Origin of the sequence: Streptomyces sp. NPDC050738, assembly GCF_040654175.1 — a bacterium.
Classification (GTDB): domain Bacteria; phylum Actinomycetota; class Actinomycetes; order Streptomycetales; family Streptomycetaceae; genus Streptomyces.
This window is the reverse complement of record NZ_JBFAHN010000014.1, coordinates 96,770-119,896: the sequence shown is the minus strand read 5'-3', so window position 1 is coordinate 119,896 and position 23,127 is coordinate 96,770. Positions and strand designations below refer to the sequence as shown.

Sequence of the window (23,127 nt, the reverse complement as noted above, 5' to 3'; positions counted from 1 at the left end):
AGTGCCGCCCAAGCAGCCAGATCCACCGCGCCGCCGCGTCCCCGCGCCCGCCCGTCGGGCACGCCCCGCCGCGCGCCCGTCGCGCCCCGCGCAGCGCCGTCCGCGCCCGGCTTCCCGATCCGCCGGGTCCGCGCGCACGCTCCGGCTCGGCAGTCCGCGCCCCCGCCTGCGGCTGGTCAGCCTCGGCCTGACCCTGGTGATGCTGGCCTTCGTCGTACGGCTGCTGCAGGTGCAGGCCGTCGATGCGAACGCGTACGCGGCCAAGGCCGAGAAGAACCGCTACCAGGACGTGACGCTGACCGCCGAGCGCGGCCAGATCACCGACCGCGGCGGCGTCGCCATGGCCACCAGCGTCGACGCGTACGACATCACGGCCGACCCGACGATGTTCACCGCGAAGTCGACCGGGGTCGCCGACGCCCCCGAGCAGGCGGGCGCGCTCCTGGCCCCGATCCTCGGTGTGGACGCCGCGGATCTCACCAAGAAGCTCAGGACCCCCAAGACCCGCTACGTCAAGCTCGCCAGCCGCCAGACCCCCCAGGTCTGGAACCAGATCAAGGACCTGCAGAGCGTCTTCACCAAGAAGGCGGCGGCCGCCCAGGCCAAGGCCCCCAAGACCTCCGAGGACACCGAGATCAGCAGCGTGCTGGCCGGCATCTTCAATGTCCCCACCAGCAAGCGCCTCTACCCCAACGGCGATCTCGCCGCCGGGATACTGGGCTGGGTCAACGCAGAGGGCAAGGGCGCGGGCGGTCTGGAGTCCTCCCTGGACAAACAGCTCGCGGGCAAGGACGGAAAGATCAGGTACGCCCAGGCCGGCGGCCGTCTGGTGCCCACCGTCGGCACCCAGGAGACCCCGGCCGTCCAGGGTTCCGACATCGCCCTGACCATCGACCGCGACCTCCAGTGGTACGCCCAGAAGGCCATCGCCGACCAGGTGAAGGAGTCCAAGGCGGACCGCGGCTACGTGATAGTGCAGGACAACCAGACCGGCGAGGTCCTGGCCATGGCCAACGCGCCCGGCTTCGACCCCAACGACCTGTCCAGGGCGAGCTCGGCCAACCTCGGCAACGCGGCTCTCCAGGACGCGTTCGAACCCGGCTCGACGTCCAAGGTCATGTCGATGGCCGCCGTACTCGAAGAAGGCGCGGCCACCGCCGACACCCACGTCACCGTCCCCAACCGGCTGCACCGCGGCGACCGGCTCTTCAAGGACGACATGGACCACGAGACCTGGTACCTCACGCTCAACGGCGTCCTCGCCAGGTCCAGCAACATCGGCACCATCCTGGCGACCGGCCAGCTCGGCAAGACCCAGCCGCAGGCCAACCAGGTCCTCTACTCCTACCTCCGCAAATTCGGCATCGGCTCCCCGACCGGCCTCGGCTACCCGGGGGAGACGCCCGGCATCCTCGCCAAGCCGCAGGACTGGTCCACCTCGCAGCAGTACACGATCCCCTTCGGCCAGGGCCTCTCGCTCAACGCCATGCAGGCGGCCTCCGTCTACTCCACGATCGCCAACGGCGGCGTACGCATCACCCCCACCCTGATCCGCGGCACCACGGGCGCCGACGGCCGCTTCACGCCGGCAGCGGCCCCGAAGAAGACCCGGGTCGTCAGCGAGAAGACCGCCAGGACACTCGCGAAGATGCTCGAGTCGGTCGTCGGCGACGCGCAGGGCACCGGCGTCAAGGCCAAGATCCCCGGCTACCGGGTCGCGGGCAAGACCGGAACCGCCAACCGCGTGGACCCCAAGACCGGCCGCTACCGCGGCTACACGGCCTCCTTCGCGGGCTTCGCACCCGCCGACAATCCGCGTGTCACCGTCTACTGCGCCATCCAGAACCCCACCAAGGGCAGCTACTTCGGCGGCCAGATCTGCGGTCCCGTCTACAAGAAGGTCATGGAGTTCGCACTGAAGACCCTCCAAGTGCCGCCCACCGGCGCCGCATCGTCCAACCTGCCGGTCACCTTCGACCCGCGCCGGTGACCCGGGATGCACTCGTGACGACCATCACCCAGGATCCGGGGAACCGCCGGTCACTTCGCGGCGGGCCGGGTGAGCCCGGTACGCTCACCGCCGTGCACCAAGCTGATCAGTCCCAAACCACCCAGAAGGACGCCTTTGTGACCTATCCGGGAGCGCCCCGTCCGGCCGAGGTCCGCCCGACCCCCCTCGGGTCGCTGGCCGAGCGGCTGGGTACCACGGCGCTGAGCGACAGCGACACGGCACCGGGCGCCGGTGAGATCACCGGCATCACACACGACTCCAGGGCGGTACGTCCCGGAGACCTGTACGCGGCCCTGCCCGGCGCCCGCTTCCACGGCGCCGACTTCGCCGTACAGGCGGCCGGCCTGGGCGCCGCCGCGATCCTCACCGACCCGGCCGGCGCCGAACGCGCGGCCGCGACCGGCCTGCCGGTCCTCGCCGTGCCCGACCCGCGCGCCGTGATGGGCGAACTCGCCGCCGAGATCTACGGCCGCCCCGGCCGCGACCTGCTCCAGATCGGCATCACCGGCACCTCGGGCAAGACCACCACCGCGTACCTCGTCGAAGGCGGAATCCGCGCCGCCGGCCGGTGCTCGGGCCTCATCGGTACGGTCGAGACGCGCATCGGCGACGAGCGCATCAAGTCCGAGCGCACCACCCCCGAAGCCACCGATCTGCAGGCCCTCTTCGCGGTGATGCGCGAACGCGGCGTCGAGTCGGTCGCCATGGAGGTCTCCAGCCACGCGCTGGTGCTCGGCCGGGTCGACGGCTGTGTCTTCGACGTCGCCGTCTTCAACAACCTCAGCCCCGAGCACATGGAATTCCACTCCGGCATGGAGGACTACTTCCAGGCGAAGGCGCAGCTGTTCACCCCGCAGCGCAGCCGCGTGGGAGTGGTCAACTTCGACGACGAGTACGGCCGCAGGCTCATCACCGAGGCAGGCGTGCCCATCACGACCTTCTCCGCCGAGGGCGACCCCGACGCCGACTGGCGGGCCGAGGACATCCAAGTCGGCCCGATGGACTCGACGTTCACCGCGGTCGGCCCCAAGGGCGAGCGCATCCGCGCCAAGTCCCCGCTCGCCGGTCCCTTCAACGTAGCCAACTCCCTGGCCGCGATCGTCACCCTCGCCGTCGCCGGCGTCGACCCGCAGACCGCGGCCGACGGCATCGCCGCGGTCCCCGGTGTCCCAGGCCGCCTGGAGCGCGTGGACGCGGGCCAGCCGTACCTCGCGGTCGTCGACTACGCGCACAAGACCGACGCCGTCGAATCGGTCCTGCGCGCCCTGCGCAAGGTCACCGAGGGCAGGCTGCACATCGTGCTGGGCTGCGGAGGCGACCGCGACACCACCAAACGCGGCCCGATGGGCGCGGCAGCCGCCCGCCTGGCCGACACCGCTGTACTGACGTCCGACAACCCCCGCTCCGAGGACCCCCTCGCGATCCTCGCCGCGATGCTCGCGGGTGCCGCAGAGGTGCCCGTGCACGAGCGCGGCGACGTCCTGGTCGACTCCGACCGGGCCGCCGCCATCGCCGCCGCCGTCGCACGCGCCCAGCCCGGCGACACGGTGCTGGTCGCGGGCAAGGGCCACGAACAGGGCCAGGACCTCGCCGGAGTGGTACGCCCCTTCGACGACCGACTTGTGCTCCGTACCGCCATCCAGAAACAGTCAGGGATGAAGTAGTGATCGCCCTCTCCCTCGCCGAGATCACCGCCATCGTCGGCGGGACGTCGTACGACATACCGGATCCGTCGCGCACGGTCACCGGCCCTGTCGTCATCGACTCCCGCCTGGTGGAGTCCGGCAGCCTCTTCGCCGCCTTCGACGGCGAACACGTCGACGGGCACGACTACGCGCAGCGCGCCGTCGAGGCGGGTGCGGCAGCAGTGCTGGCCACCCGCCCCGTCGGCGTTCCCGCGATCGTCGTCGACGACGTGGAGCGGGCGCTCGGCGCCCTCGCCCGCGCTGTCGTCCAGCGACTCGGCGCGACCGTCGTCGGCCTCACCGGATCGGCCGGCAAGACCAGCACCAAGGACCTGACGGCGCAGCTGCTGCAGCGTCACGGTCCGACGGTCTGGACGCCCGGCTCCCTCAACGGCGAGATCGGACTGCCGCTGAGCGCCCTGCGCGCGGACGAGGACACCCGTTTCCTCGTCCTGGAGATGGGGGCCCGGGGGATCGGGCACATCAGCTACCTGACCGAGCTGACCCCGCCGAAGATCGGTGTCGTGCTCAACGTCGGGACCGCCCACATCGGCGAGTTCGGCGGCCGGGAGCAGATCGCCCAGGCCAAGGGCGAGTTGGTGGAGTCCCTGCCGGCCGACGGGGTGGCCGTCCTGAACGCGGACGATCCGCTGGTACGGGCCATGGCACCGCGCACCCGAGCCCGCGTCCTGCTCTTCGGAGAGGCCCCGGACGCCGACGTACGTGCCGACAATGTCCGTCTCACAGACTCCGGACAGCCTGCCTTCACGCTGACCACACCCACCGGGTGCGGTGACGTGACCATGCGGCTGTACGGTGAGCACCACGTGTCGAACGCGCTCGCCGCGGCCGCCGTCGCCCATGAGCTGGGCATGTCCGCTTCCCAGATCGCCACGGCGCTCTCCGAGGCAGGCACGCTGTCCCGCTGGCGCATGGAGGTCACCGAGTGTCCGGACGGCGTGACGGTCGTCAACGACGCCTACAACGCGAACCCCGAATCCATGCGAGCCGCCCTGCGTGCGCTCGTGGCCATGGGCAAGGGGCGCCGTACGTGGGCGGTGCTCGGCCCCATGGCCGAGCTCGGTGACGAATCGCTCGCCGAGCACGACGCTGTCGGGCGGCTCGCCGTCCGGCTCAACGTCAGCAAGCTCGTGGCAGTCGGGGGCAGGGAAGCGTCCTGGCTGCAACTGGGCGCCTATAACGAGGGTTCGTGGGGTGAGGAGTCGGTGCACGTGTCCGACGCACAGGCGGCCGTCGACCTGCTGCGCAGTCAACTGCGCGAGGGAGACGTCGTGCTGGTGAAGGCTTCCAGGTCGATCGGCCTGGAAAAGGTGGCACTCGCGCTGGTCGAGGGCGCCACCGAGGGCGAGGTCGCCACCCGATGAAGCAGATCCTCTTCTCGGGAGTCATCGGACTCTTCCTGACCCTGGTCGGCACTCCGCTGCTGATCAAACTCCTGGCCCGCAAGGGGTACGGACAGTTCATCCGTGACGACGGCCCACGCGGTCACCACGGCAAGCGCGGCACGCCGACCATGGGTGGCATCGCGTTCATCCTGGCCACGCTCATCGCGTACTTCGCCACCAAACTGATCACCGGCGCCCCGACGACCTTCTCCGGTCTTCTCGTCCTCTTCCTGATGGGGGGCATGGGCCTGGTCGGCTTCCTCGACGACTACATCAAGATCGTCAAGCAGCGGTCGCTGGGTCTGCGCGCCAAGGCGAAGATGGCCGGCCAGCTGATCGTCGGCATCGCCTTCGCCGTCCTGTCCCTGCAGTTCGCGGACGTGCGCGGCAACACCGCCGCCTCCACCAAGCTCTCGTTCGTCACGGACTTCGGCTGGTCGATCGGCCCGGTGCTGTTCGTCGTCTGGGCGCTGTTCATGATCCTGGCGATGTCCAACGGTGTGAACCTCACCGACGGCCTCGACGGTCTGGCCACCGGCGCCTCGGTGATGGTCTTCGGTGCGTACACCTTCATCGGTGTCTGGCAGTTCCAGGAGTCCTGCGCCAACGCCACCACCCTGACCAACCCCGGCGCCTGCTTCGAGGTCAGGGACCCACTGGACCTCGCGGTCGTCGCCTCCGCCCTGATGGGCGCCTGCTTCGGCTTCCTGTGGTGGAACACCTCGCCCGCCAAGATCTTCATGGGCGACACCGGCTCGCTGGCACTCGGCGGCGCGCTCGCGGGTCTCGCCATCTGCTCCCGTACGGAAATGCTCATGGCGATCCTGGGCGGCCTCTTCGTCCTGATCACCATGTCCGTCGTCATCCAGGTCGGCTCCTTCAAGATGACCGGCAAGCGCGTCTTCAAGATGGCGCCGCTGCAGCACCACTTCGAACTCAAGGGCTGGTCCGAAGTCCTTGTCGTGGTCCGCTTCTGGATCATCCAGGGCATGTGCGTGATCGTCGGACTCGGACTCTTCTACGCAGGATGGGCAGCCGACAAGTGACCGCTTGGCACGGCAGGAACATCACCGTCGCCGGTCTCGGCGTGAGCGGCATCAGTGCCGCCCGCGCCCTGGCCGGCCTCGGCGCATCGGTGACCGTCGTCGACGGCGGCGACAGCGATACGCACCGACAGCGCGCCACCGGGCTGCGGGCGGAGGGCATTTCGGTACGGCTCTCCGACGCGGCCACCCTCCCCGATGGCACCGACCTGGTCGTCACCTCGCCCGGCTGGAAGCCCGAGAGCCCGCTGTTCGCGGCCGCCGCGGAGGCTGGCGTGGACGTGGTGGGCGATGTCGAGATCGCCTGGCAGCTGCGCGGCCCCGACGCGGCCCCCTGGCTCGCGATCACCGGCACCAACGGCAAGACCACCACCACCCAGATGCTCGCCTCGATCCTGACCGCGGCAGGGAAGCGTACGGCCGCCGTCGGCAACATCGGCACCCCGATCATCGACGTGGTGCTCGCCGAGGAGCCGTATGACGTCCTGGCCGTGGAGCTCTCCAGCTACCAGCTGCACTGGGCGCCCTCGCTGCGCGCCCACTCGGCGGCCGTACTGAACCTGGCCCCCGACCACCTCGACTGGCACGGCTCCATGGCGGCGTACGCCGCCGACAAGGGCCGCATCTACGAGGGCAATTCGGTCGCCTGCGTCTACAACGTCGCCGACCGGGCCACCGAGGACCTGGTCCGCGAGGCGGACGTCGAGGAGGGCTGCCGTGCCATCGGCTTCACCCTCGGGCCCCCCGGACCCTCCCAACTCGGTGTCGTGGACGGCATCCTGGTGGACCGCGCCTTCGTCACCAACCGGCAGAAGAACGCCCAGGAACTGGCCGAGGTCTCCGACATCACCCCCGCCGCGCCGCACAACATCGCCAACGCCCTGGCCGCGGCGGCCCTGGCCCGTGCGTACGGCGTGGAACCGAAGGCCGTACGCGAGGGACTGCGCGCCTTCCGCCCCGACGCCCACCGCATCGAGCATGTGGCGGATGTGGCGGACGTCGCGTACATCGACGACTCCAAAGCCACCAACACCCATGCCGCACAGGCCTCCCTGGCCGCGTACGAGTCCATCGTCTGGATCGCCGGCGGACTCGCCAAGGGCGCGACCTTCGACGACCTGGTCATCGGGGCCGCGAAGCACCTGCGCGGTGTCGTCCTGATCGGCGCGGAGCGTGCGTTGATCGCCGAAGCCCTCGCGCGACACGCCCCGCAAGTACCGGTGGTCGACCTCGACCGGACCGACACTGGGGCGATGCTGGCTGCGGTCCACGAAGCGGCAGGGCTCGCGAAGCCAGGGGACACCGTACTGATGGCCCCGGCCTGCGCCTCGATGGACATGTTCGCCAACTACAACAAGCGCGGCGAGGCCTTTGCCGACGCGGTACGCGAGTTGGCCGCAGCCGGCCGTTAGGTGAAACCGCCGGTGTACGGCCCGTGGAGGGGACAGGGACATGCCGGCCTATGACAGGGGCGGGCGCGGGGTGACGAAGACGGCCCGCCGCCCCGCAGCCCCGCGCCGCACCACCGCGCCGCCGCGACCGCGGGGCAACGGCCCCTTCGGCCGGGCGCGGAACGTCTACGACCAGGCGCGCCGCACCTGGGACCGGCCGCTGACGGCGTACTACCTCATCGTCGGCGCCGGACTGCTGATCCTGGTGCTCGGCCTGGTGATGGTCTACTCCGCCTCGATGATCAAGGCGCTGGAACTGTCGCTGCCCGGTTCGTACTTCTTCCGCAAGCAGCTGCTCGCCGCGGTCCTCGGCTCCGGGTTGATGATCATCGCGACCCGTGTCCCGCTGAAACTGCTCCGGGCGTTCACCTATCCGCTGCTCGCCGGCACGGTCTTCGCGATGTGCCTGGTGCAGATCCCCGGCATAGGAGTCTCCCAGGGCGGCAACCGCAACTGGATCTCGCTCGGCGGCCCGTTCATGCTCCAGCCCAGCGAATTCGGCAAGCTCGCCCTCATCCTGTGGGGCGCCGACCTCCTCGCCCGTAAGCAGGACAAGAGGCTGCTGACCCAGTGGAAGCACATGCTGGTGCCGCTCGTCCCGGTCGCCTTCATGCTCCTCGGGCTGATCATGCTCGGCGGCGACATGGGCACGGCGATCGTCCTCACCGCGATCCTCTTCGGCCTGCTCTGGCTCGCGGGCGCACCCACCCGGCTCTTCGCCGGCGTGCTCGCCTTCGCCGGATTCCTCGGTTTCATACTGATCAGCTCCAACCCCAACCGGATGTCGAGGCTCAACTGCATCGGCGCCACCGACATCGGCCCCCAGGGCCAGTGCTGGCAGGCGGTGCACGGAATCTACGCGCTGGCCTCCGGCGGATGGTTCGGATCCGGCCTCGGTGCGAGTGTGGAAAAATGGGGTCAACTCCCCGAGCCCCACAACGACTTCATCTTCGCCGTCACCGGTGAGGAACTGGGGCTGGCGGGGACGCTGTCAGTACTCGCCCTGTTCGCGGCTCTAGGCTATGCGGGTATCCGCGTGGCCGGACGCACGGAGGACCCCTTCGTGAGGTACGCCGCGGGAGGTGTGACCACCTGGATCACCGCTCAGGCAGTGATCAACATCGGTGCGGTGCTCGGTCTGCTGCCGATCGCCGGTGTCCCTCTCCCGCTGTTCTCCTACGGGGGTTCCGCCCTGCTGCCGACCATGTTCGCGGTCGGGTTGCTGATCGCCTTCGCGCGGGAGGAACCCGGTGCGAAGGCGGCCCTCGCCATGCGGAGGCCCAGGGTGAGTTGGAAGTCGATGAGACGGCGCGTCAAGAAGCGTCCGTCCGGAGAGCGGTGAATTTCGGTGCATGTCGTACTCGCCGGTGGGGGGACCGCCGGCCACATCGAGCCGGCGCTCGCCCTCGCGGATGCCCTGCGCAGGCAGGACCCGACCGTGGGCATCACCGCCCTCGGCACGGAACGCGGCCTTGAGACCCGTCTCGTGCCGGAGCGGGGTTACGAGCTCGGGCTGATCCCCGCCGTACCCCTGCCCCGCAGGCCCACGCCCGAACTGATCACCGTCCCCGGACGGTTGCGCGGCACCATCAAGGCCGCCGAGCAGATCCTGGAGCGTACGAAGGCAGACTGTGTCGTCGGCTTCGGCGGCTACGTCGCGCTGCCCGGCTATCTCGCGGCCAAGCGCCTCGGCGTGCCGATCATCGTCCACGAGGCCAACGCGCGCCCCGGCCTGGCCAACAAGATCGGCTCCCGTTACGCGGCCGCCGTGGCCGTCTCGACCCCCGACAGCAAGCTGCGCGGCGCCCGCTACATCGGCATCCCGCTGCGCCGCACCATCGCCACCCTGGACCGCGCCGCCGTACGCCCCGAGGCGCGCGCCGCGTTCGGTCTGGACCCCAACCTGCCGACGCTGCTGGTCTCCGGCGGCTCGCAGGGCGCCCGCCGCCTCAACGAGGTCGTCCAGCAGGTCGCCCCGGTGCTCCAGCGCTCCGGCATCCAGATCCTGCACGCGGTCGGCCCCAAGAACGAGATGCCGCGTGTCGACAACATGCCGGGAATGCCGCCGTACATCCCGGTACCGTACGTGGACCGCATGGACCTCGCGTACGCGGCGGCCGACATGATGCTCTGCCGCGCCGGCGCGATGACCGTGGCCGAACTCACCGCCGTCGGGCTCCCCGCCGCCTATGTCCCGCTGCCCATCGGCAACGGCGAACAGCGGCTGAACGCCCAGCCGGTGATCAACGCGGGCGGCGGCCTGCTGGTGGACGACGCACAGCTGACCCCCGAGTGGGTGCAGGGCAACGTCCTTCCGGTGCTCGCCGATCCGCACCAGCTGTTCGAGATGTCCCGTGCGGCCGCCGAGTTCGGCCGCAGGGATGCCGACGACCTGCTCGTCGGCATGGTGTACGAGGCGATTGCCGCACGCTGCAAGGCGTGACCCAGCGAGGAGCGAGCGTGGCCGGCCCCACAAGTGCCCAGACTGCCCAGCGCGGAGCCCAGCAGGGCGCGACCTCGGGGGACGGCCGCCCGCCCGCAGGGCGCAGGCCCCGGGGCGGCCTCCGCCGCCCCGGCCGGCGTCTGGTGATCCTGGTGCTGGCGCTCGCCCTGCTGCTCACCGCAGGCGGAATCTGGCTGCTTTACGGCTCCACTTGGCTGCGCGTGGAGCAGGTCAAGGTCTCGGGAACGCAGATTCTTACGCCCGACGAGGTCAAGTCGGCCGCCGCCGTACCGATCGGCGCACCGTTGATTTCCGTCGACACCGATGCGATGGCGGCCAGACTCCGGCAGAAATTGCCGCGTATCGACTCGGTGGACGTCAGCCGTTCATGGCCGCACGGGATCGCTCTCAAAGTGACCGAACGACAGCCCGTACTGCTCATGAAGAAGGCCGGAGAGTTCACCGAAGTCGACGCGGAGGGCGTGCGTTTCGCCACGGTCGAAAGGGCGCCGAAGAGTGTTCCGGTTCTGGAATTGACAGCCGGTCGGTCACCGAGCCTGCTGCGCTTCCCCGTCGACCGTCTGATCCGCGAAGCCGTACAGGTCGCCGGTGAACTCCCGGCTCCTGTAGCCAAGGACACGCGTACCATCCGTATCAGTTCGTATGACAATGTGGCACTTGAGTTGAGCGGCGGCCGCACCGTCGCGTGGGGGAGTGGCGAGTTCGGCGCGGCGAAGGCGCGAGCGCTCATCGCGCTGATGAAAGCCGTTCCCAGGGCCGTCCACTTCGATGTCAGTGCCCCCACCGCCCCTGCCGCGTCAGGGAGTTGACGCACATATGCGCTGGCCAGCACCCTGGCTGGGCAGCGCAACGGCTGATCACATAGGGTGAAAAGAAAAACGGGAGGTTCGGCGTGTTCGTTGAACGTGCGCCACTTGTCGACTTAGTGTCTCGTTCGGAGAGTCCAAGGAACAGACACACTGGTAACCCTAAACTTCACGGTTAGGGTTCGGGTCGGCGTTCGGACCGTCCCATCGGCATCCGTCGTCAGCGGCGCAACCAGCGCGCAGCGGCGACACGTAACTCGAGGCGAGAGGCCTTCGACGTGGCAGCACCGCAGAACTACCTCGCAGTCATCAAGGTCATCGGTGTCGGCGGCGGTGGTGTCAATGCCATCAACCGAATGATCGAGGTCGGCCTCAAGGGCGTTGAGTTCATCGCGATCAACACTGATGCACAAGCCCTGTTGATGAGCGACGCCGACGTCAAGCTCGACGTCGGCCGCGAACTGACCCGCGGCCTCGGCGCCGGGGCCAACCCGGCAGTCGGACGCAAGGCGGCAGAGGACCACCGCGAGGAGATCGAAGAGGTCCTCAAGGGGGCCGACATGGTCTTCGTCACCGCCGGAGAAGGCGGCGGCACCGGAACGGGCGGCGCACCTGTCGTCGCCAACATCGCCCGCGAACTGGGCGCACTCACCATCGGCGTGGTCACCCGCCCCTTCACCTTCGAGGGCCGGCGCCGCGCCAACCAGGCGGAGGACGGCATCGCCGAGCTCCGCGAAGAGGTCGACACCCTCATCGTCATCCCCAACGACCGGCTGCTGTCCATCTCGGACCGCCAGGTCAGCGTGCTGGATGCCTTCAAGTCGGCGGACCAGGTCCTGCTGTCGGGTGTCCAGGGCATCACCGATCTCATCACCACCCCGGGTCTGATCAACCTCGACTTCGCCGACGTCAAGTCGGTCATGTCCGAGGCGGGTTCGGCGCTCATGGGCATCGGCTCGGCCCGCGGCGACGACCGCGCGGTGGCCGCCGCGGAGATGGCGATCTCCTCGCCGCTCCTCGAGGCGTCCATCGACGGTGCCCGCGGCGTACTGCTCTCCATCTCCGGCGGCTCGGACCTCGGTCTCTTCGAGATCAACGAGGCCGCGCAGCTGGTGAGCGAGGCCGCCCACCCCGAGGCCAACATCATCTTCGGTGCCGTCATCGACGACGCCCTGGGCGACGAGGTACGGGTCACGGTCATCGCGGCGGGCTTCGACGGCGGACAGCCGCCGACCCGCAGGGAGAACGTGATCGGCTCCGCTTCGGCCAAGCGCGAGGAGCCCGCCCCGGCACGCGCGAGCGAGACCTCGCGTCCGCTCGGTGGCCTCGGCGCCGTGACGCAGCGGGACGAGACCCCCATCGAGACCGCTCCGGTCAACGAGGCGCCCGCCGCACCGGTCGCCCCGCCGCACGTCCCGCCGGCCCGTCCGTACCAGGACACCCAGGCCGAAGAGCTGGACGTACCGGACTTCTTGAAGTGATAACGGAGCAAAACCACGTGAGCGGCGCGCACTTCGCTTTCACCGACAGGTGGGGCGGGGTGAGCGCCGTTCCGTACGAAGAGCTCAATCTCGGCGGTGCGGTCGGCGACGAGGCCCCGGCCGTGCTGACCAACCGCGAGCTCGCGGCCAAGTCCCTGGGGCTGGACCCGGCGCGGGTCGTCTGGATGAACCAGGTGCACGGGCGCGACGTGGCCGTCGTCGACGGCCCCTGGGGCGACGCGCAGCCGCCCTCCGTGGACGCCGTGGTGACGACCCGTCGGGGGCTCGCCCTCGCCGTGCTCACCGCGGACTGCACGCCCGTCCTGCTCGCCGACCCGGTCGCGGGCGTCGCGGCCGCCGCTCATGCGGGGCGTCCCGGGCTGGTCGCCGGAGTCGTACCTGCCGCCGTCGAGGCGATGGTCGCGCTCGGCGCCGAACCGGGCCGCATCGTCGCACGCAGCGGCCCCGCGGTCTGCGGACGGTGCTACGAGGTCCCCGCCGACATGCGGGACGCGGTGGCGCAGAGCGTTCCCGCGGCCTGGTCGGAGACGAGTTGGGGCACGCCCGCCGTCGATGTCGTCGCCGGTGTGCACGCACAGCTCGACGCACTCGGGGTACAGGACGTGCGGCGTTCCGGCGTGTGCACGCTGGAATCCCGTGATCACTTCTCGTACCGACGCGACCGCACCACCGGGCGGCTCGCCGGATATGTCTGGCTGGACTGGTAGGGCATGACGGACCGTAGAGACGAACTCGCCGCGAATCTGGCACATGTGGAGCAACGCATCGCTTCCGCCTGTGCGGCGGCCGGGCGCAAGAGGGACGACGTGACCCTCATCGTGGTCACCAAGACCTACCCGGCGAGCGATGTGCGACTGCTCGCGGAGCTCGGGGTGCGCCACGTCGCGGAGAACCGCGACCAGGACGCCGCACCCAAGGCCGAGGCGTGTGCGGATCTGCCGCTCTCCTGGCACTTCGTCGGACAGCTGCAGACCAATAAGGTCCGTTCCGTGACCAGTTATGCCGATGTGGTGCAATCCGTCGACCGCGCGAAGCTGGTCACCTCGCTCTCCACCGCGGTGGTGCGGGCCGGGCGCGAACTGGGGTGCCTCATCCAGGTCGCCCTGGACGCCGAGTCGGGCGAGCGGGGTGAGCGGGGCGGCGTCGCACCGGACGGTGTCGAGGAGTTGGCCGCACAGGTGGCGGCCTCACCAGGACTGCGGATCGACGGTCTGATGACCGTCGCTCCGCTCGCCGGCCCGTACGCGGGACGGCAACAGGCGGCGTTCGAGCGGCTGATGGAAATCTCATCCGGCCTGCGCGCAGCCCATCCGGCTGCGAACATGGTGTCAGCAGGGATGAGTGCGGACCTCGAAGATGCTGTGGCTGCCGGTGCGACACATGTACGCGTCGGTACTGCGGTACTCGGAGTTCGTCCCAGGCTCGGGTAGCGTCGCCAAGCAAGTCGGACCACAGCAGAAAATATGGTCATTCCCGCTGTTCGGCGGGGAGATCGAGTGGATCGCGGGCGCTTGGTGGCACTGCAGTTTTGGCACAAGGGCCGATCCACCACAGAGCGGAGGACTCAGAGCATGGCCGGCGCGATGCGCAAGATGGCGGTCTACCTCGGCCTCGTGGAGGACGACGGTTACGACGGCCCGGGGTTCGACCCCGACGACGAATTCGAACCCGAGCCGGAGCCCGAGCGCGACCGGCGGCGGCACCAGCCCACGCACCAGTCGCAGCAGGACGAACCGGTACGAGTCGTGACACCGCCCGCCCAGCGCGAGGCGTCCCACCGACCCGCTCCGCTTCCCGCAGAAAGCGGACGTCCCGCGCGAATTGCCCCCGTGGCGTCCATCACACCTGAACGCCCGAGCATGGAGAAGAACGCCCCGGTGATCATGCCCAAGGTTGTGTCCGAGCGGGAGCCCTACCGCATCACCACGTTGCACCCCCGGACCTACAACGAGGCCCGTACCATCGGGGAACACTTCCGTGAGGGCACTCCGGTGATCATGAATCTCACGGAGATGGACGACACGGACGCGAAGCGACTTGTCGACTTTGCGGCAGGACTCGTCTTCGGTCTGCATGGCAGCATTGAGCGGGTGACGCAGAAGGTGTTCCTGTTGTCGCCTGCTAACGTCGATGTCACGGCGGAGGACAAAGCCCGTATCGCAGAGGGCGGTTTCTTCAACCAGAGCTGAGACAAGGCACCGGGAACAACCCCGGCCGGGAGGCCGGAAGACAGAGAGATCAGGGGAGAGGGAAGCGCGAGATGGGCATCGCACTACAGGTGATCTACATCGCGCTGATGTGCTTCCTGATTGTCTTGATCTTCCGGCTTGTCATGGACTACGTCTTCCAGTTCGCCCGTTCATGGCAACCCGGGAAGGCGATGGTGGTCGTTCTGGAGGCCACCTACACTGTCACCGATCCACCGCTCAAGCTTCTGCGGCGGTTCATTCCGCCGCTGCGTCTCGGGGGCGTGGCACTCGACCTGTCCTTCTTCGTTCTGATGATCATCGTCTACATCCTGATCAGCATTGTGAGCCAGGTGTGAACGATACGGTCCTGCCGACTGCCGACGACTACGTAGAGGTGAAGAAGAGATGCCGTTGACCCCCGAGGACGTGCGGAACAAGCAGTTCACGACCGTCCGCCTCCGAGAAGGTTATGACGAGGACGAGGTCGATGCCTTCCTCGACGAGGTCGAGTCCGAGCTGACCCGACTCCTTCGTGAGAACGAGGATCTGCGCGCCAAGCTCGCTGCCGCGACGCGAGCCGCCGCACAGAACCAGCAGCAGGGCATGCGCAAGCCGGAGCCGCAGGACGGACGCGGCGGCCCGGGTGCGCCGGTGCCTGCCGCCATATCCGGACCGCCGCAGGTCCAGCAGCAGCAACAGATGGGCCCGCCGCAGCTCCAGAGCGGTGCCCCCCAGCTGCCGCCGGGTCCTGGTGGCCACGGTCCCGGTCCGCAGGGCCAGCACGGTCCCGGCCCGATGGGCCAGGGTCCGATGGGCCAGAACCAGCTCGGTCAGGGCCCCATGGGCCAGAACCAGCTCGGTCAGGGTCCGATGGGTCAGGGTCCGATGGGCCAGGGCCCCATGGGTCAGGGTCCGATGGGCGGCCCCATGGGCGGCCACGGTCCGCAGCTCCCGCAGCAGGGCCCCGGCGGCGACAGCGCCGCGCGTGTCCTGTCGCTCGCCCAGCAGACCGCCGACCAGGCGATCGCCGAGGCCCGTTCCGAGGCCAACAAGATTGTCGGCGAGGCCCGTAGCCGCGCCGAGGGTCTGGAGCGCGACGCCCGTGCGAAGGCCGACGCCCTCGAGCGGGACGCGCAGGAGAAGCACCGCGTGGCGATGGGCTCCCTGGAGTCCGCTCGCGCAACGCTGGAGCGCAAGGTCGAGGACCTGCGCGGCTTCGAGCGCGAGTACCGTACGCGGCTGAAGTCCTACCTGGAGTCGCAGCTGCGTCAGCTGGAGACCCAGGCCGACGACTCGCTCGCGCCGCCGCGCACCCCGTCCGCCCCGTCGCTGCCTTCGGCTCCGTCGATGCAGCCGGCCGGTGCGGGTGCGATGGGTCATGGCGGCCACACCATGGGTGGTCAGCCGTCCATGGGCGGGCAGCCCTCGATGGGAGCCCCTTCGTACGGCGGCCAGCAGCAGATGTCGCCCGCGATGACTCAGCCGATGGCGCCGGTGCGGCCGCAGGCGCCGCAGCCGATGCAGCAGGCTCCTTCGCCGATGCGTGGCTTTCTGATCGACGAGGACGACAACTGACGGGCGGTTCGCGCGTGATACACGCGTAGCCGTCGGCAGGCTGAGGGCCGGGCCCCTGGGGAGTAATCCCCAGGGGCCCGGCCTGCTTTTGCGGCTAAACCGCCGCCGCTCTTGCGGATGTGGCTGGCACTGGTGGGGGGTTACTCAATGGCCGCCTACGGTCCGTTCAGATGCGACACCGGAGAAGATCAAGCCGTCCGGCGATTGAGGACCGGGGTCCGGGGCGGAGCCCCGGTGGGGTCTTGGGGCGGCGCCCCAAGTTTCGGGAAGGGGCGGGGTGGGGGAACAGAAAGGCCCGGCCGGTGTTTCCGGCCGGGCCTCATCCGTCGTGCTGGTTACTTCTCCGTCTTGCGGAGGTGGAACGTCAGGGACAGGCCCTCGTCCGTGAAGGCCGCGCCGTACGTATCGTCCGGGGCGCCCTCCGCGTAGTCCAGGGCCAGGACCTCGTCCGTGATCAGCGGGGCGTGTGCCGTCAGGGCCTCGGAGGTGGCCGGGTCCGTCGTCGTCCAGCGGACGGCGATGCGGTCCGCCACGTCCAGGCCGCTGTTCTTGCGGGCCTCCTGGATCAGGCGGATCGCGTCACGGGCCAGGCCCGCACGCTTCAGCTCCGGGGTGATCTCCAGGTCCAGTGCGACCGTCGCACCGGAGTCGGAGGCCACGGACCAGCCCTCGCGCGGGGTCTCCGTGATGATCACCTCGTCGGGGGAGAGGGTGACCGCTTCGCCGTCCACCGTCACCGTCGCCGTACCTTCGCGCAGGGCCAGCGAGAGCGCTGCCGCGTCCGCCTCGGCCACCGCCTTGGCCACCGCCTGGACCCCCTTGCCGAAACGCTTGCCCAGCGCGCGGAAGTTGGCCTTGGCCGTCGTGTCGACGAGCGAGCCGCCCACCTCCGAGAGGGAGGCGAGCGAGGTGACGTTCAGCTCCTCCGTGATCTGGGCGTGGAGGTCGGGCGAGAGGGTGTCGAAGCCCGATGCCGCGACCAGGGCGCGGGAGAGGGGCTGGCGGGTTTTGACGCCCGACTCGGCGCGCGTCGCGCGACCCAGCTCCACCAGGCGGCGGACCAGCGCCATCTGGGAGGAGAGAGCCGGGTCGATCGCCGAGAGGTCGGCCTTGGGCCAGCTGGAGAGGTGGACCGACTCGGGGGCGTCCGGGGTCACGGGCGCCACCATGTCCTGCCAGACCCGCTCCGTGATGAAGGGGGTCAGCGGGGCCATCAGGCGGGTGACCGTTTCCACGACCTCGTGGAGGGTGCGCAGGGCCGCCTTGTCGCCCTGCCAGAAGCGGCGGCGCGAGCGGCGTACGTACCAGTTGGAGAGGTCGTCGACGAAGGAGGAGAGCTGCTTGCCGGCGCGCTGGGTGTCGTAGGACTCCAGGGCCTGGGTGACCTGGTCGACCAGGGCGTTCAGCTCGGACAGCAGCCAGCGGTCCAGGACCGTGCGGTCCTCGGGGGCCGGGTCGGCCGCCGAGGGCGCCCAGTTGGACGTGCGGGCGTACAGGGCCTGGAAGGCGACGGTGTTCCAGTACGTGAGGAGCGTCTTGCGGACGACCTCCTGGATCGTGCCGTGACCCACCCGGCGGGCCGCCCAGGGGGAGCCGCCGGCTGCCATGAACCAGCGCACCGCGTCCGCGCCGTGCTGGTCCATGAGCGGGATCGGGTCGAGGGTGTTGCCCAGGTGCTTGGACATCTTGCGGCCGTCCTCGGCGAGGATGTGGCCCAGGCAGACCACGTTCTCGTAGGAGGACTTGTCGAAGACCAGGGTGCCTACCGCCATCAGCGTGTAGAACCAGCCTCGCGTCTGGTCGATGGCCTCCGAGATGAACTGCGCCGGGTAGCGGCTCTCGAAGAGCTCCTTGTTCTGGTACGGGTAGCCATACTGCGCGAAGGGCATCGAACCCGAGTCGTACCAGGCGTCGATGACCTCGGGGACGCGCGTCGCCGTCTGCGAGCAGGTGGGGCAGGGGAAGGTCACGTCGTCGATGTACGGGCGGTGCGGGTCAAGGTCGGAGAGGTCCGTGCCGGTGAGCTCGGTGAGCTCGGCGCGGGAGCCGATCACCGTGAGGTGGTCGTCCTCGCAGCGCCAGATCGGCAGCGGGGTGCCCCAGTAGCGGTTGCGGGAGAGCGCCCAGTCGATGTTGTTGTTCAGCCAGTCGCCGAAGCGGCCCTGCTTGACCGACTCCGGGTACCAGTTGGTCTTCTCGTTCTCGCGCAGCATCGCGTCCTTGACCGCGGTGGTGCGGATGTACCAGGACGGCTGCGCGTAGTAGAGCAGCGCGGTGTGGCAGCGCCAGCAGTGCGGGTAGCTGTGCTCGTACGGCACGTGGCGGAAGAGGCGGCCGCGTGCGTCGAGGTCGGCGACCAGCTGCTCGTCGGCCTTCTTGAAGAAGACGCCGCCGACCAGCGGGACGTCCTCCTCGAAGGTGCCGTCGGGGCGGACCGGATTGACCACGGGCAGGCCGTACGCCTTGCAGACCTGGAGGTCCTCGGCGCCGAAGGCGGGGGACTGGTGGACGAGTCCTGTGCCGTCCTCGGTGGTGACGTACTCGGCGTTCACCACGTAGTGGGCCGGCTCGGGGAATTCGATGAGGTCGAAGGGCCGGTCGTACGTCCAGCGCTCCATCTCGGCGCCGGTGAACGTGGTGCCGGTCGCCGACCAGCCCTCGCCGAGGGCCTTTTCGAGGAGGGGTTCGGCCACGACGAGCTTCTCCTCGCCGTTCGTGGCGACCACGTAGGTCACGCCCGGGTGGGCCGCGACCGCCGTGTTGGAGACCAGCGTCCAGGGGGTCGTCGTCCAGACCAGGAGGGCGGCTTCGCCCGCGAGGGGGCCGCCGGTGAGGGGGAAGCGGACGAAGACCGAGGGGTCGACGACCGTCTCGTAACCCTGCGCCAGCTCGTGGTCCGAGAGGCCGGTGCCGCAGCGCGGGCACCAGGGGGCGACGCGGTGGTCCTGGACGAGGAGGCCCTTGTTGAAGATCTCCTTCAGCGACCACCAGACCGACTCGACGTAGGAGGGGTCCATGGTGCGGTACGCGTTGTCGAGGTCGATCCAGTAACCCATGCGGGTCGTCAGGTCGGCGAAGGCGTCGGTGTGGCGGGTGACGGACTCGCGGCACTTGTCGTTGAAGGCGGCGATGCCGTACGCCTCGATCTCGGGCTTGCCGCTGAAGCCGAGCTCCTTCTCGACGGCGAGCTCGACGGGCAGGCCGTGGCAGTCCCAGCCGGCCTTGCGGGGGACGTGGTAGCCCTGCATCGTACGGAAGCGGGGGAAGACGTCCTTGAAGACGCGGGCCTCGATGTGGTGGGCGCCGGGCATGCCGTTGGCGGTCGGCGGGCCCTCGTAGAAGACCCACTCGGGGCGGCCGTCGGACTGCTCCAGGCTCTTGGCGAAGACCTTGCTCTCGCGCCAGAAATCGAGCACGGCGTGCTCGAGGGCGGGCAGGTCCACCTGGGCGGGCACCTGGCGGTACTGGGGTGTCGACATCGCTGGCTCCTCCGGCGGATCTTCTTGCTTCCGTCGGAGGGACGAGAGCACTCGGCTCCCGCGGTACCACCCTCCTTGGCCCCGGGCGTCTGCCCGTGGCCCCCTCATTGGGGTCGCGATGCCGGGTCTAGTCGGCCCCTGTGGGACGGGGCCTTTCTTCCGGCGGCTCCGGGGTGATGCTTCGCGTCGTGCCTGCCTCCGGGCTCACACCGTCCCCGGATCGCTCTTGGCCGCGTGCGACGTTACTCGTCCCCGTCCGTGCCTCTCGCTGAGGCCAGTGTACGGGCCGCCCACAGGGTCGGCCGACCGGTTTTTGCCGGGCCGCGCCAAAGGCGCGCCGATGACCCGAATGGCCACAAGGCCGCCGACTGTGTGGCGGGGAGTGCAGAACGGTCCGTGGAGCGGATTACCCGCCGGGGAGCTGGGCACAACGGATGCAGGTCACCCTCGCCGCGGACGCGGGGTGGGCTGAATGAGCGGCGTGCCCCGTTGCCGCGGGGCTGGGGTCGATTTATCGTCCCAGCACGTATCGCGAGCAAGATCACAAAATGTGAAGGGGCCGCGGCCATGGTGGCGAAGAAGACCGCCGCAGAGAAGTCGGCGTCCGCAGAATCCACTGGCGCGACGGCCAAGGATCAGACCGGCGAGAAGAGCACCGTCGCACCTGGAACCACGGCGAAGAAGTCTGCCGTGAAGAAGACCACGGCGGCGAAGAAGGCGCCTGCGAAGAAGGCGGCGGCGAAGAAGCCGGCGCCCGGGGAGAAGGCGGCCTCGGAGGCAGTGGCGGCCAAGAAGGCGCCCGCCAAGAAGGCCGTGGGTACGAAGGCGCCCGCCAAGAAGGCGGCGAAGAAGGCCGCCCCGGCGGCCGAGGGGGCGGCGCAGGCCGCGGAACAGACGGGAGCCAGGACAGTGGTTGCGAAGAAGACGGCGACGGCACGCAAGCCCGCGGAGAGCACAGGGACGGCGGTGCCCAAGGCGCGAATCGTCGAGGCCGCCGTTCCTGGCGTGCTCGCCGTACGTCCGGGAGAGGATCCATGGACGCCGGACGAGGTCGCGGACGCCCGTGCCGAGCTGCAGAGCGAGGACCTGCGCCTGGCCGCCGAGATCGAGGCCGCCGAGACGGCTCTCGCCGGTCTGATGCGGGACTCCGGGGACGGTGCGGGCGACGACCAGGCCGACACCGGCACCAAGAACATCACGCGGGAGAGCGAGATGGCCCTGGCCGCCAACGCGCGGGAGATGCTGGAGCAGACCGAGCGGGCGCTGGAGCGGCTGGACGCGGGGACGTACGGGATCTGCGAGAACTGCGGGGAGCCGATCGGCAAGGCGCGCATGCAGGCCTTCCCGCGGGCCACTCTGTGCATGGAGTGCAAGCAGAAGCAGGAGCGCCGGTACTGAGCCGGCCGTGAGCGGACACGGAGCGGGGCGGGGTGGCCCCTGAGCCTCGGTGTCCGCACTGGCGTGTCGTACCCTCGTCCTCAGTCAGGCCAACCAGGACGAGGGACTCACGTGGCAGAGGCGGAGCGCATCATCGGTACGCCGGAAGATCCCGAGGCGGCTGAGACCGGGGGCGAGCAGCCGGAGGAGTCCTCCGATGCCGCCGCCGAGCGCCCCAAGGGTGCGCGCAAGCTCAAGGTGCTTTTCGGGGTCGCCGTCTTCGCGTACCTCCTCGACCTGGTCAGCAAGATGATCGTGGTGGCCAGGCTGGAGCACCACGAGCCGGTCGAGCTCCTCGGTGATCTGCTGCGGCTCGAGGCGATCCGGAATCCGGGTGCGGCCTTCGGGGTCGGCGAGGCCTTCACCGTGATCTTCACCTGCATCGCGGCGACCGTGATCATCGTGATCGCGCGCCTGGCGCGCAAGCTCTACAGCCTGCCCTGGGCGATCGCGCTCGGGCTGCTCCTCGGCGGTGCGCTGGGCAATCTCACCGACCGGATCTTCCGCTCGCCCGGCATCTTCCAGGGCGCGGTCGTCGACTTCATCGCGCCGTGGCACTTCGCGGTGTTCAACCTCGCGGATTCGGCGATCGTGTGCGGCGGGTTCCTGATCGTGATCCTGTCGTTCAAGGGCCTGGACCCGGACGGGACCGTCCACAAGGACTAGCCCGACCGGGCGGCAAGGCATACTCGACGGGTGAGTACGTTTCCTGAAACCCGCACCCTGCCCGTTCCCGATGGCCTTGAGGGCGAGCGCGTCGACGCCGCCATCTCCCGGATGTTCGGGTTCTCCCGTACGAAGGCGGCCGAGCTTGCCGCCGCGGGAAAGGTGCAGGTCGACGGGGCTGTGGTCGGGAAGTCCGACCGGGTCCACGGCGGTGCCTGGCTCGAGGTGGAGATGCCGCAGGCGCCCGCGCCGGTGCAGATCGTCGCCGAGCCCGTCGAGGGCATGGAGATCGTCCACGACGACGACGACATCGTGGTCATCGCGAAGCCGGTGGGCGTCGCCGCCCATCCGAGCCCGGGCTGGACCGGTACGACCGTGATCGGCGGGCTTGCCGCCGCCGGGTACCGGATCTCGACCTCGGGTGCCTCCGAGCGCCAGGGGATCGTGCACCGCCTGGACGTGGGGACGTCCGGGCTGATGGTGGTCGCCAAGTCGGAGCGCGCGTACACGCTGCTGAAGGCGCAGTTCCGGGACCGCGTCGTGGAGAAGAAGTACAACGCGTTGGTGCAGGGGCACCCGGATCCGATGAGCGGCACGATCGACGCTCCGATCGGGCGCCACCCGAACCACGACTACAAGTGGGCCGTGACGGCCGAGGGCAAGCCGTCGGTCACGCACTACGACCTGATCGAGGCCTTCCGGGCCGCCTCGCTGCTCGACATCAAGCTGGAGACCGGGCGTACGCACCAGATCCGTGTGCACATGTCCGCCCATCGGCACCCGTGTGTGGGGGACCTCACGTACGGCGCCGATCCCACCATGGCCAAGCGGCTGGGGCTGACCCGGCAGTGGCTGCACGCCGTGAAGCTGGGCTTCGAGCACCCCTCGGACGGGCGCTGGGTGGAGTTCGAGAGCGGCTACCCGGCCGACCTGCAGAAGGCGCTGGACGCGATCCGTGCGGAGAGCGAGTGAGCGCGGAATTCCAGGTCCGGGTGGTCGAGGGTCCCGACGATCTCGAGGCCTGCTTCAGCGTGCGCAAAGAGGTCTTCGTCGTCGAGCAGGGCGTGCCCGCCGAGCTCGAGTACGACGACCGTGACGCGGGTGCCCTGCACGTCCTGGCGGTCGGCGCCGACGGCCCGTTGGGCACCGGGCGGCTGCTGAGCGGCATCGAGGAGGACGGGGTCGGCTCGCTGGGGCGGCTCGCGGTCGCCAAGGCGGCGCGCGGTCTCGGCGTCGGTGTGGCGCTGGTGCGGGCGATCGAGGACGCGGCGCGCGAGCGCGGTTTCACCGCGGTCGATCTGCATGCGCAGACGCATGCGCTGGGGTTCTACGAGCGACTCGGATACGCGGCGTACGGCCCGGAGTTCCCCGATGCGGGGATCCCTCACCGGGCCATGCGCCGCGCCCTGTGAA

Annotated in this window: 19 protein-coding genes; 18 read left to right on the top strand and 1 reads right to left on the bottom strand. The window is 69.6% G+C overall.

Annotated features, from left to right (window positions below; translation table 11 throughout):
• Window position 1 precedes the first annotated feature (1 nt).
• The 14 genes from AB0H78_RS29675 to AB0H78_RS29610 all read left to right on the top strand — a co-directional run bounded on the left by AB0H78_RS29675 (window position 2) and on the right by AB0H78_RS29610 (window position 16,132).
• On the top strand, window positions 2–1,990 hold the full coding sequence (locus tag AB0H78_RS29675) for a penicillin-binding protein 2 (protein ID WP_363237721.1): 1,989 nt from the start codon (window positions 2–4) through the stop codon (window positions 1,988–1,990).
• Window positions 1,991–2,004: 14 nt separating this feature from the next.
• Window positions 2,005–3,675 carry a UDP-N-acetylmuramoyl-L-alanyl-D-glutamate--2,6-diaminopimelate ligase gene (locus AB0H78_RS29670; protein ID WP_363237720.1) on the top strand — a complete coding sequence of 557 codons (1,671 nt, stop codon included), beginning with the start codon at window positions 2,005–2,007 and terminating at the stop codon, window positions 3,673–3,675.
• Complete coding sequence (murF, locus tag AB0H78_RS29665) at window positions 3,675–5,081, top strand: UDP-N-acetylmuramoyl-tripeptide--D-alanyl-D-alanine ligase (protein ID WP_363237719.1); 1,407 nt, start codon at window positions 3,675–3,677, stop codon at window positions 5,079–5,081. Before AB0H78_RS29670 ends, murF begins: the two co-directional genes overlap by 1 nt.
• The gene (mraY, locus tag AB0H78_RS29660; RefSeq protein ID WP_363237718.1) at window positions 5,078–6,148 is read left to right on the top strand and encodes a phospho-N-acetylmuramoyl-pentapeptide-transferase; all 1,071 of its coding nucleotides are present in this window, start codon (window positions 5,078–5,080) and stop codon (window positions 6,146–6,148) included. The genes murF and mraY overlap by 4 nt, the downstream gene beginning before the upstream one ends.
• Complete coding sequence (murD, locus tag AB0H78_RS29655; RefSeq protein ID WP_363237717.1) at window positions 6,145–7,557, top strand: UDP-N-acetylmuramoyl-L-alanine--D-glutamate ligase; 1,413 nt, start codon at window positions 6,145–6,147, stop codon at window positions 7,555–7,557. The genes mraY and murD overlap by 4 nt, the downstream gene beginning before the upstream one ends.
• 40 nt (window positions 7,558–7,597) lie before the next feature.
• Window positions 7,598–8,938 carry a putative lipid II flippase FtsW gene (ftsW, locus tag AB0H78_RS29650; RefSeq protein WP_363237716.1) on the top strand — a complete coding sequence of 447 codons (1,341 nt, stop codon included), beginning with the start codon at window positions 7,598–7,600 and terminating at the stop codon, window positions 8,936–8,938.
• Between the two features lie 6 nt (window positions 8,939–8,944).
• On the top strand, window positions 8,945–10,039 hold the full coding sequence (gene murG / locus AB0H78_RS29645; RefSeq protein WP_363237715.1) for an undecaprenyldiphospho-muramoylpentapeptide beta-N-acetylglucosaminyltransferase: 1,095 nt from the start codon (window positions 8,945–8,947) through the stop codon (window positions 10,037–10,039).
• 17 nt (window positions 10,040–10,056) lie between these two features.
• Window positions 10,057–10,869: an FtsQ-type POTRA domain-containing protein gene (locus AB0H78_RS29640; RefSeq protein WP_363237714.1), complete on the top strand. Its 813-nt coding sequence runs from the start codon at window positions 10,057–10,059 to the stop codon at window positions 10,867–10,869.
• Between the two features lie 275 nt (window positions 10,870–11,144).
• Window positions 11,145–12,347 carry a cell division protein FtsZ gene (ftsZ, locus tag AB0H78_RS29635; RefSeq protein WP_363237713.1) on the top strand — a complete coding sequence of 401 codons (1,203 nt, stop codon included), beginning with the start codon at window positions 11,145–11,147 and terminating at the stop codon, window positions 12,345–12,347.
• Complete coding sequence (gene pgeF, locus AB0H78_RS29630; protein ID WP_363237712.1) at window positions 12,344–13,075, top strand: peptidoglycan editing factor PgeF; 732 nt, start codon at window positions 12,344–12,346, stop codon at window positions 13,073–13,075. Before ftsZ ends, pgeF begins: the two co-directional genes overlap by 4 nt.
• A 3-nt stretch (window positions 13,076–13,078) precedes the next feature.
• Window positions 13,079–13,798: a YggS family pyridoxal phosphate-dependent enzyme gene (locus tag AB0H78_RS29625; protein WP_363237711.1), complete on the top strand. Its 720-nt coding sequence runs from the start codon at window positions 13,079–13,081 to the stop codon at window positions 13,796–13,798.
• Between the two features lie 141 nt (window positions 13,799–13,939).
• Complete coding sequence (gene sepF, locus AB0H78_RS29620; RefSeq protein WP_329115999.1) at window positions 13,940–14,557, top strand: cell division protein SepF; 618 nt, start codon at window positions 13,940–13,942, stop codon at window positions 14,555–14,557.
• 71 nt (window positions 14,558–14,628) lie between these two features.
• Window positions 14,629–14,913 carry a YggT family protein gene (locus AB0H78_RS29615; protein WP_363237710.1) on the top strand — a complete coding sequence of 95 codons (285 nt, stop codon included), beginning with the start codon at window positions 14,629–14,631 and terminating at the stop codon, window positions 14,911–14,913.
• 49 nt (window positions 14,914–14,962) lie between these two features.
• Window positions 14,963–16,132, top strand: a complete 1,170-nt coding sequence (locus tag AB0H78_RS29610; protein ID WP_363237709.1) for a DivIVA domain-containing protein — start codon at window positions 14,963–14,965, stop codon at window positions 16,130–16,132.
• Window positions 16,133–16,467: 335 nt separating this feature from the next.
• Here AB0H78_RS29610 and ileS read toward each other — a convergent pair whose 3' ends face one another.
• Complete coding sequence (gene ileS, locus AB0H78_RS29605; protein WP_363237708.1) at window positions 16,468–19,611, bottom strand: isoleucine--tRNA ligase; 3,144 nt, start codon at window positions 19,609–19,611, stop codon at window positions 16,468–16,470.
• Window positions 19,612–20,178: 567 nt separating this feature from the next.
• On the opposite strand from ileS, the gene AB0H78_RS29600 reads away from it, so the two are divergent.
• From AB0H78_RS29600 to AB0H78_RS29585, 4 genes are all read left to right on the top strand, one after another.
• Window positions 20,179–21,009, top strand: a complete 831-nt coding sequence (locus AB0H78_RS29600) for a TraR/DksA family transcriptional regulator (RefSeq protein WP_363237707.1) — start codon at window positions 20,179–20,181, stop codon at window positions 21,007–21,009.
• A gap of 111 nt (window positions 21,010–21,120) precedes the next feature.
• Entirely contained in the window at window positions 21,121–21,714 is a 594-nt protein-coding gene (gene lspA, locus AB0H78_RS29595; protein WP_363237706.1) for a signal peptidase II, read from the top strand.
• A gap of 30 nt (window positions 21,715–21,744) precedes the next feature.
• A complete protein-coding gene (locus AB0H78_RS29590; protein WP_363237705.1) occupies window positions 21,745–22,686 on the top strand; it encodes an RluA family pseudouridine synthase in 942 nt (313 codons plus the stop codon).
• Window positions 22,683–23,126 (top strand): GNAT family N-acetyltransferase, encoded by a 444-nt coding sequence (locus AB0H78_RS29585; RefSeq protein ID WP_363237704.1) that lies wholly within the window; start codon window positions 22,683–22,685, stop codon window positions 23,124–23,126. Before AB0H78_RS29590 ends, AB0H78_RS29585 begins: the two co-directional genes overlap by 4 nt.
• Window position 23,127: the final 1 nt, after the last annotated feature.

What these genes read in the sequence shown, in the direction of transcription:
- AB0H78_RS29610 (WP_363237709.1), top strand. Translation starts at nt 14,963, where the DNA reads ATGCCGTTGACCCCCGAGGACGTGCGGAACAAGCAGTTCACGACCGTC.
- ileS (WP_363237708.1), bottom strand. Translation starts at nt 19,611, where the DNA reads ATGTCGACACCCCAGTACCGCCAGGTGCCCGCCCAGGTGGACCTGCCC.
- sepF (WP_329115999.1), top strand. Translation starts at nt 13,940, where the DNA reads ATGGCCGGCGCGATGCGCAAGATGGCGGTCTACCTCGGCCTCGTGGAG.
- AB0H78_RS29615 (WP_363237710.1), top strand. Translation starts at nt 14,629, where the DNA reads ATGGGCATCGCACTACAGGTGATCTACATCGCGCTGATGTGCTTCCTG.
- mraY (WP_363237718.1), top strand. Translation starts at nt 5,078, where the DNA reads ATGAAGCAGATCCTCTTCTCGGGAGTCATCGGACTCTTCCTGACCCTG.
- AB0H78_RS29625 (WP_363237711.1), top strand. Translation starts at nt 13,079, where the DNA reads ATGACGGACCGTAGAGACGAACTCGCCGCGAATCTGGCACATGTGGAG.
- ftsW (WP_363237716.1), top strand. Translation starts at nt 7,598, where the DNA reads ATGCCGGCCTATGACAGGGGCGGGCGCGGGGTGACGAAGACGGCCCGC.
- AB0H78_RS29600 (WP_363237707.1), top strand. Translation starts at nt 20,179, where the DNA reads ATGGTGGCGAAGAAGACCGCCGCAGAGAAGTCGGCGTCCGCAGAATCC.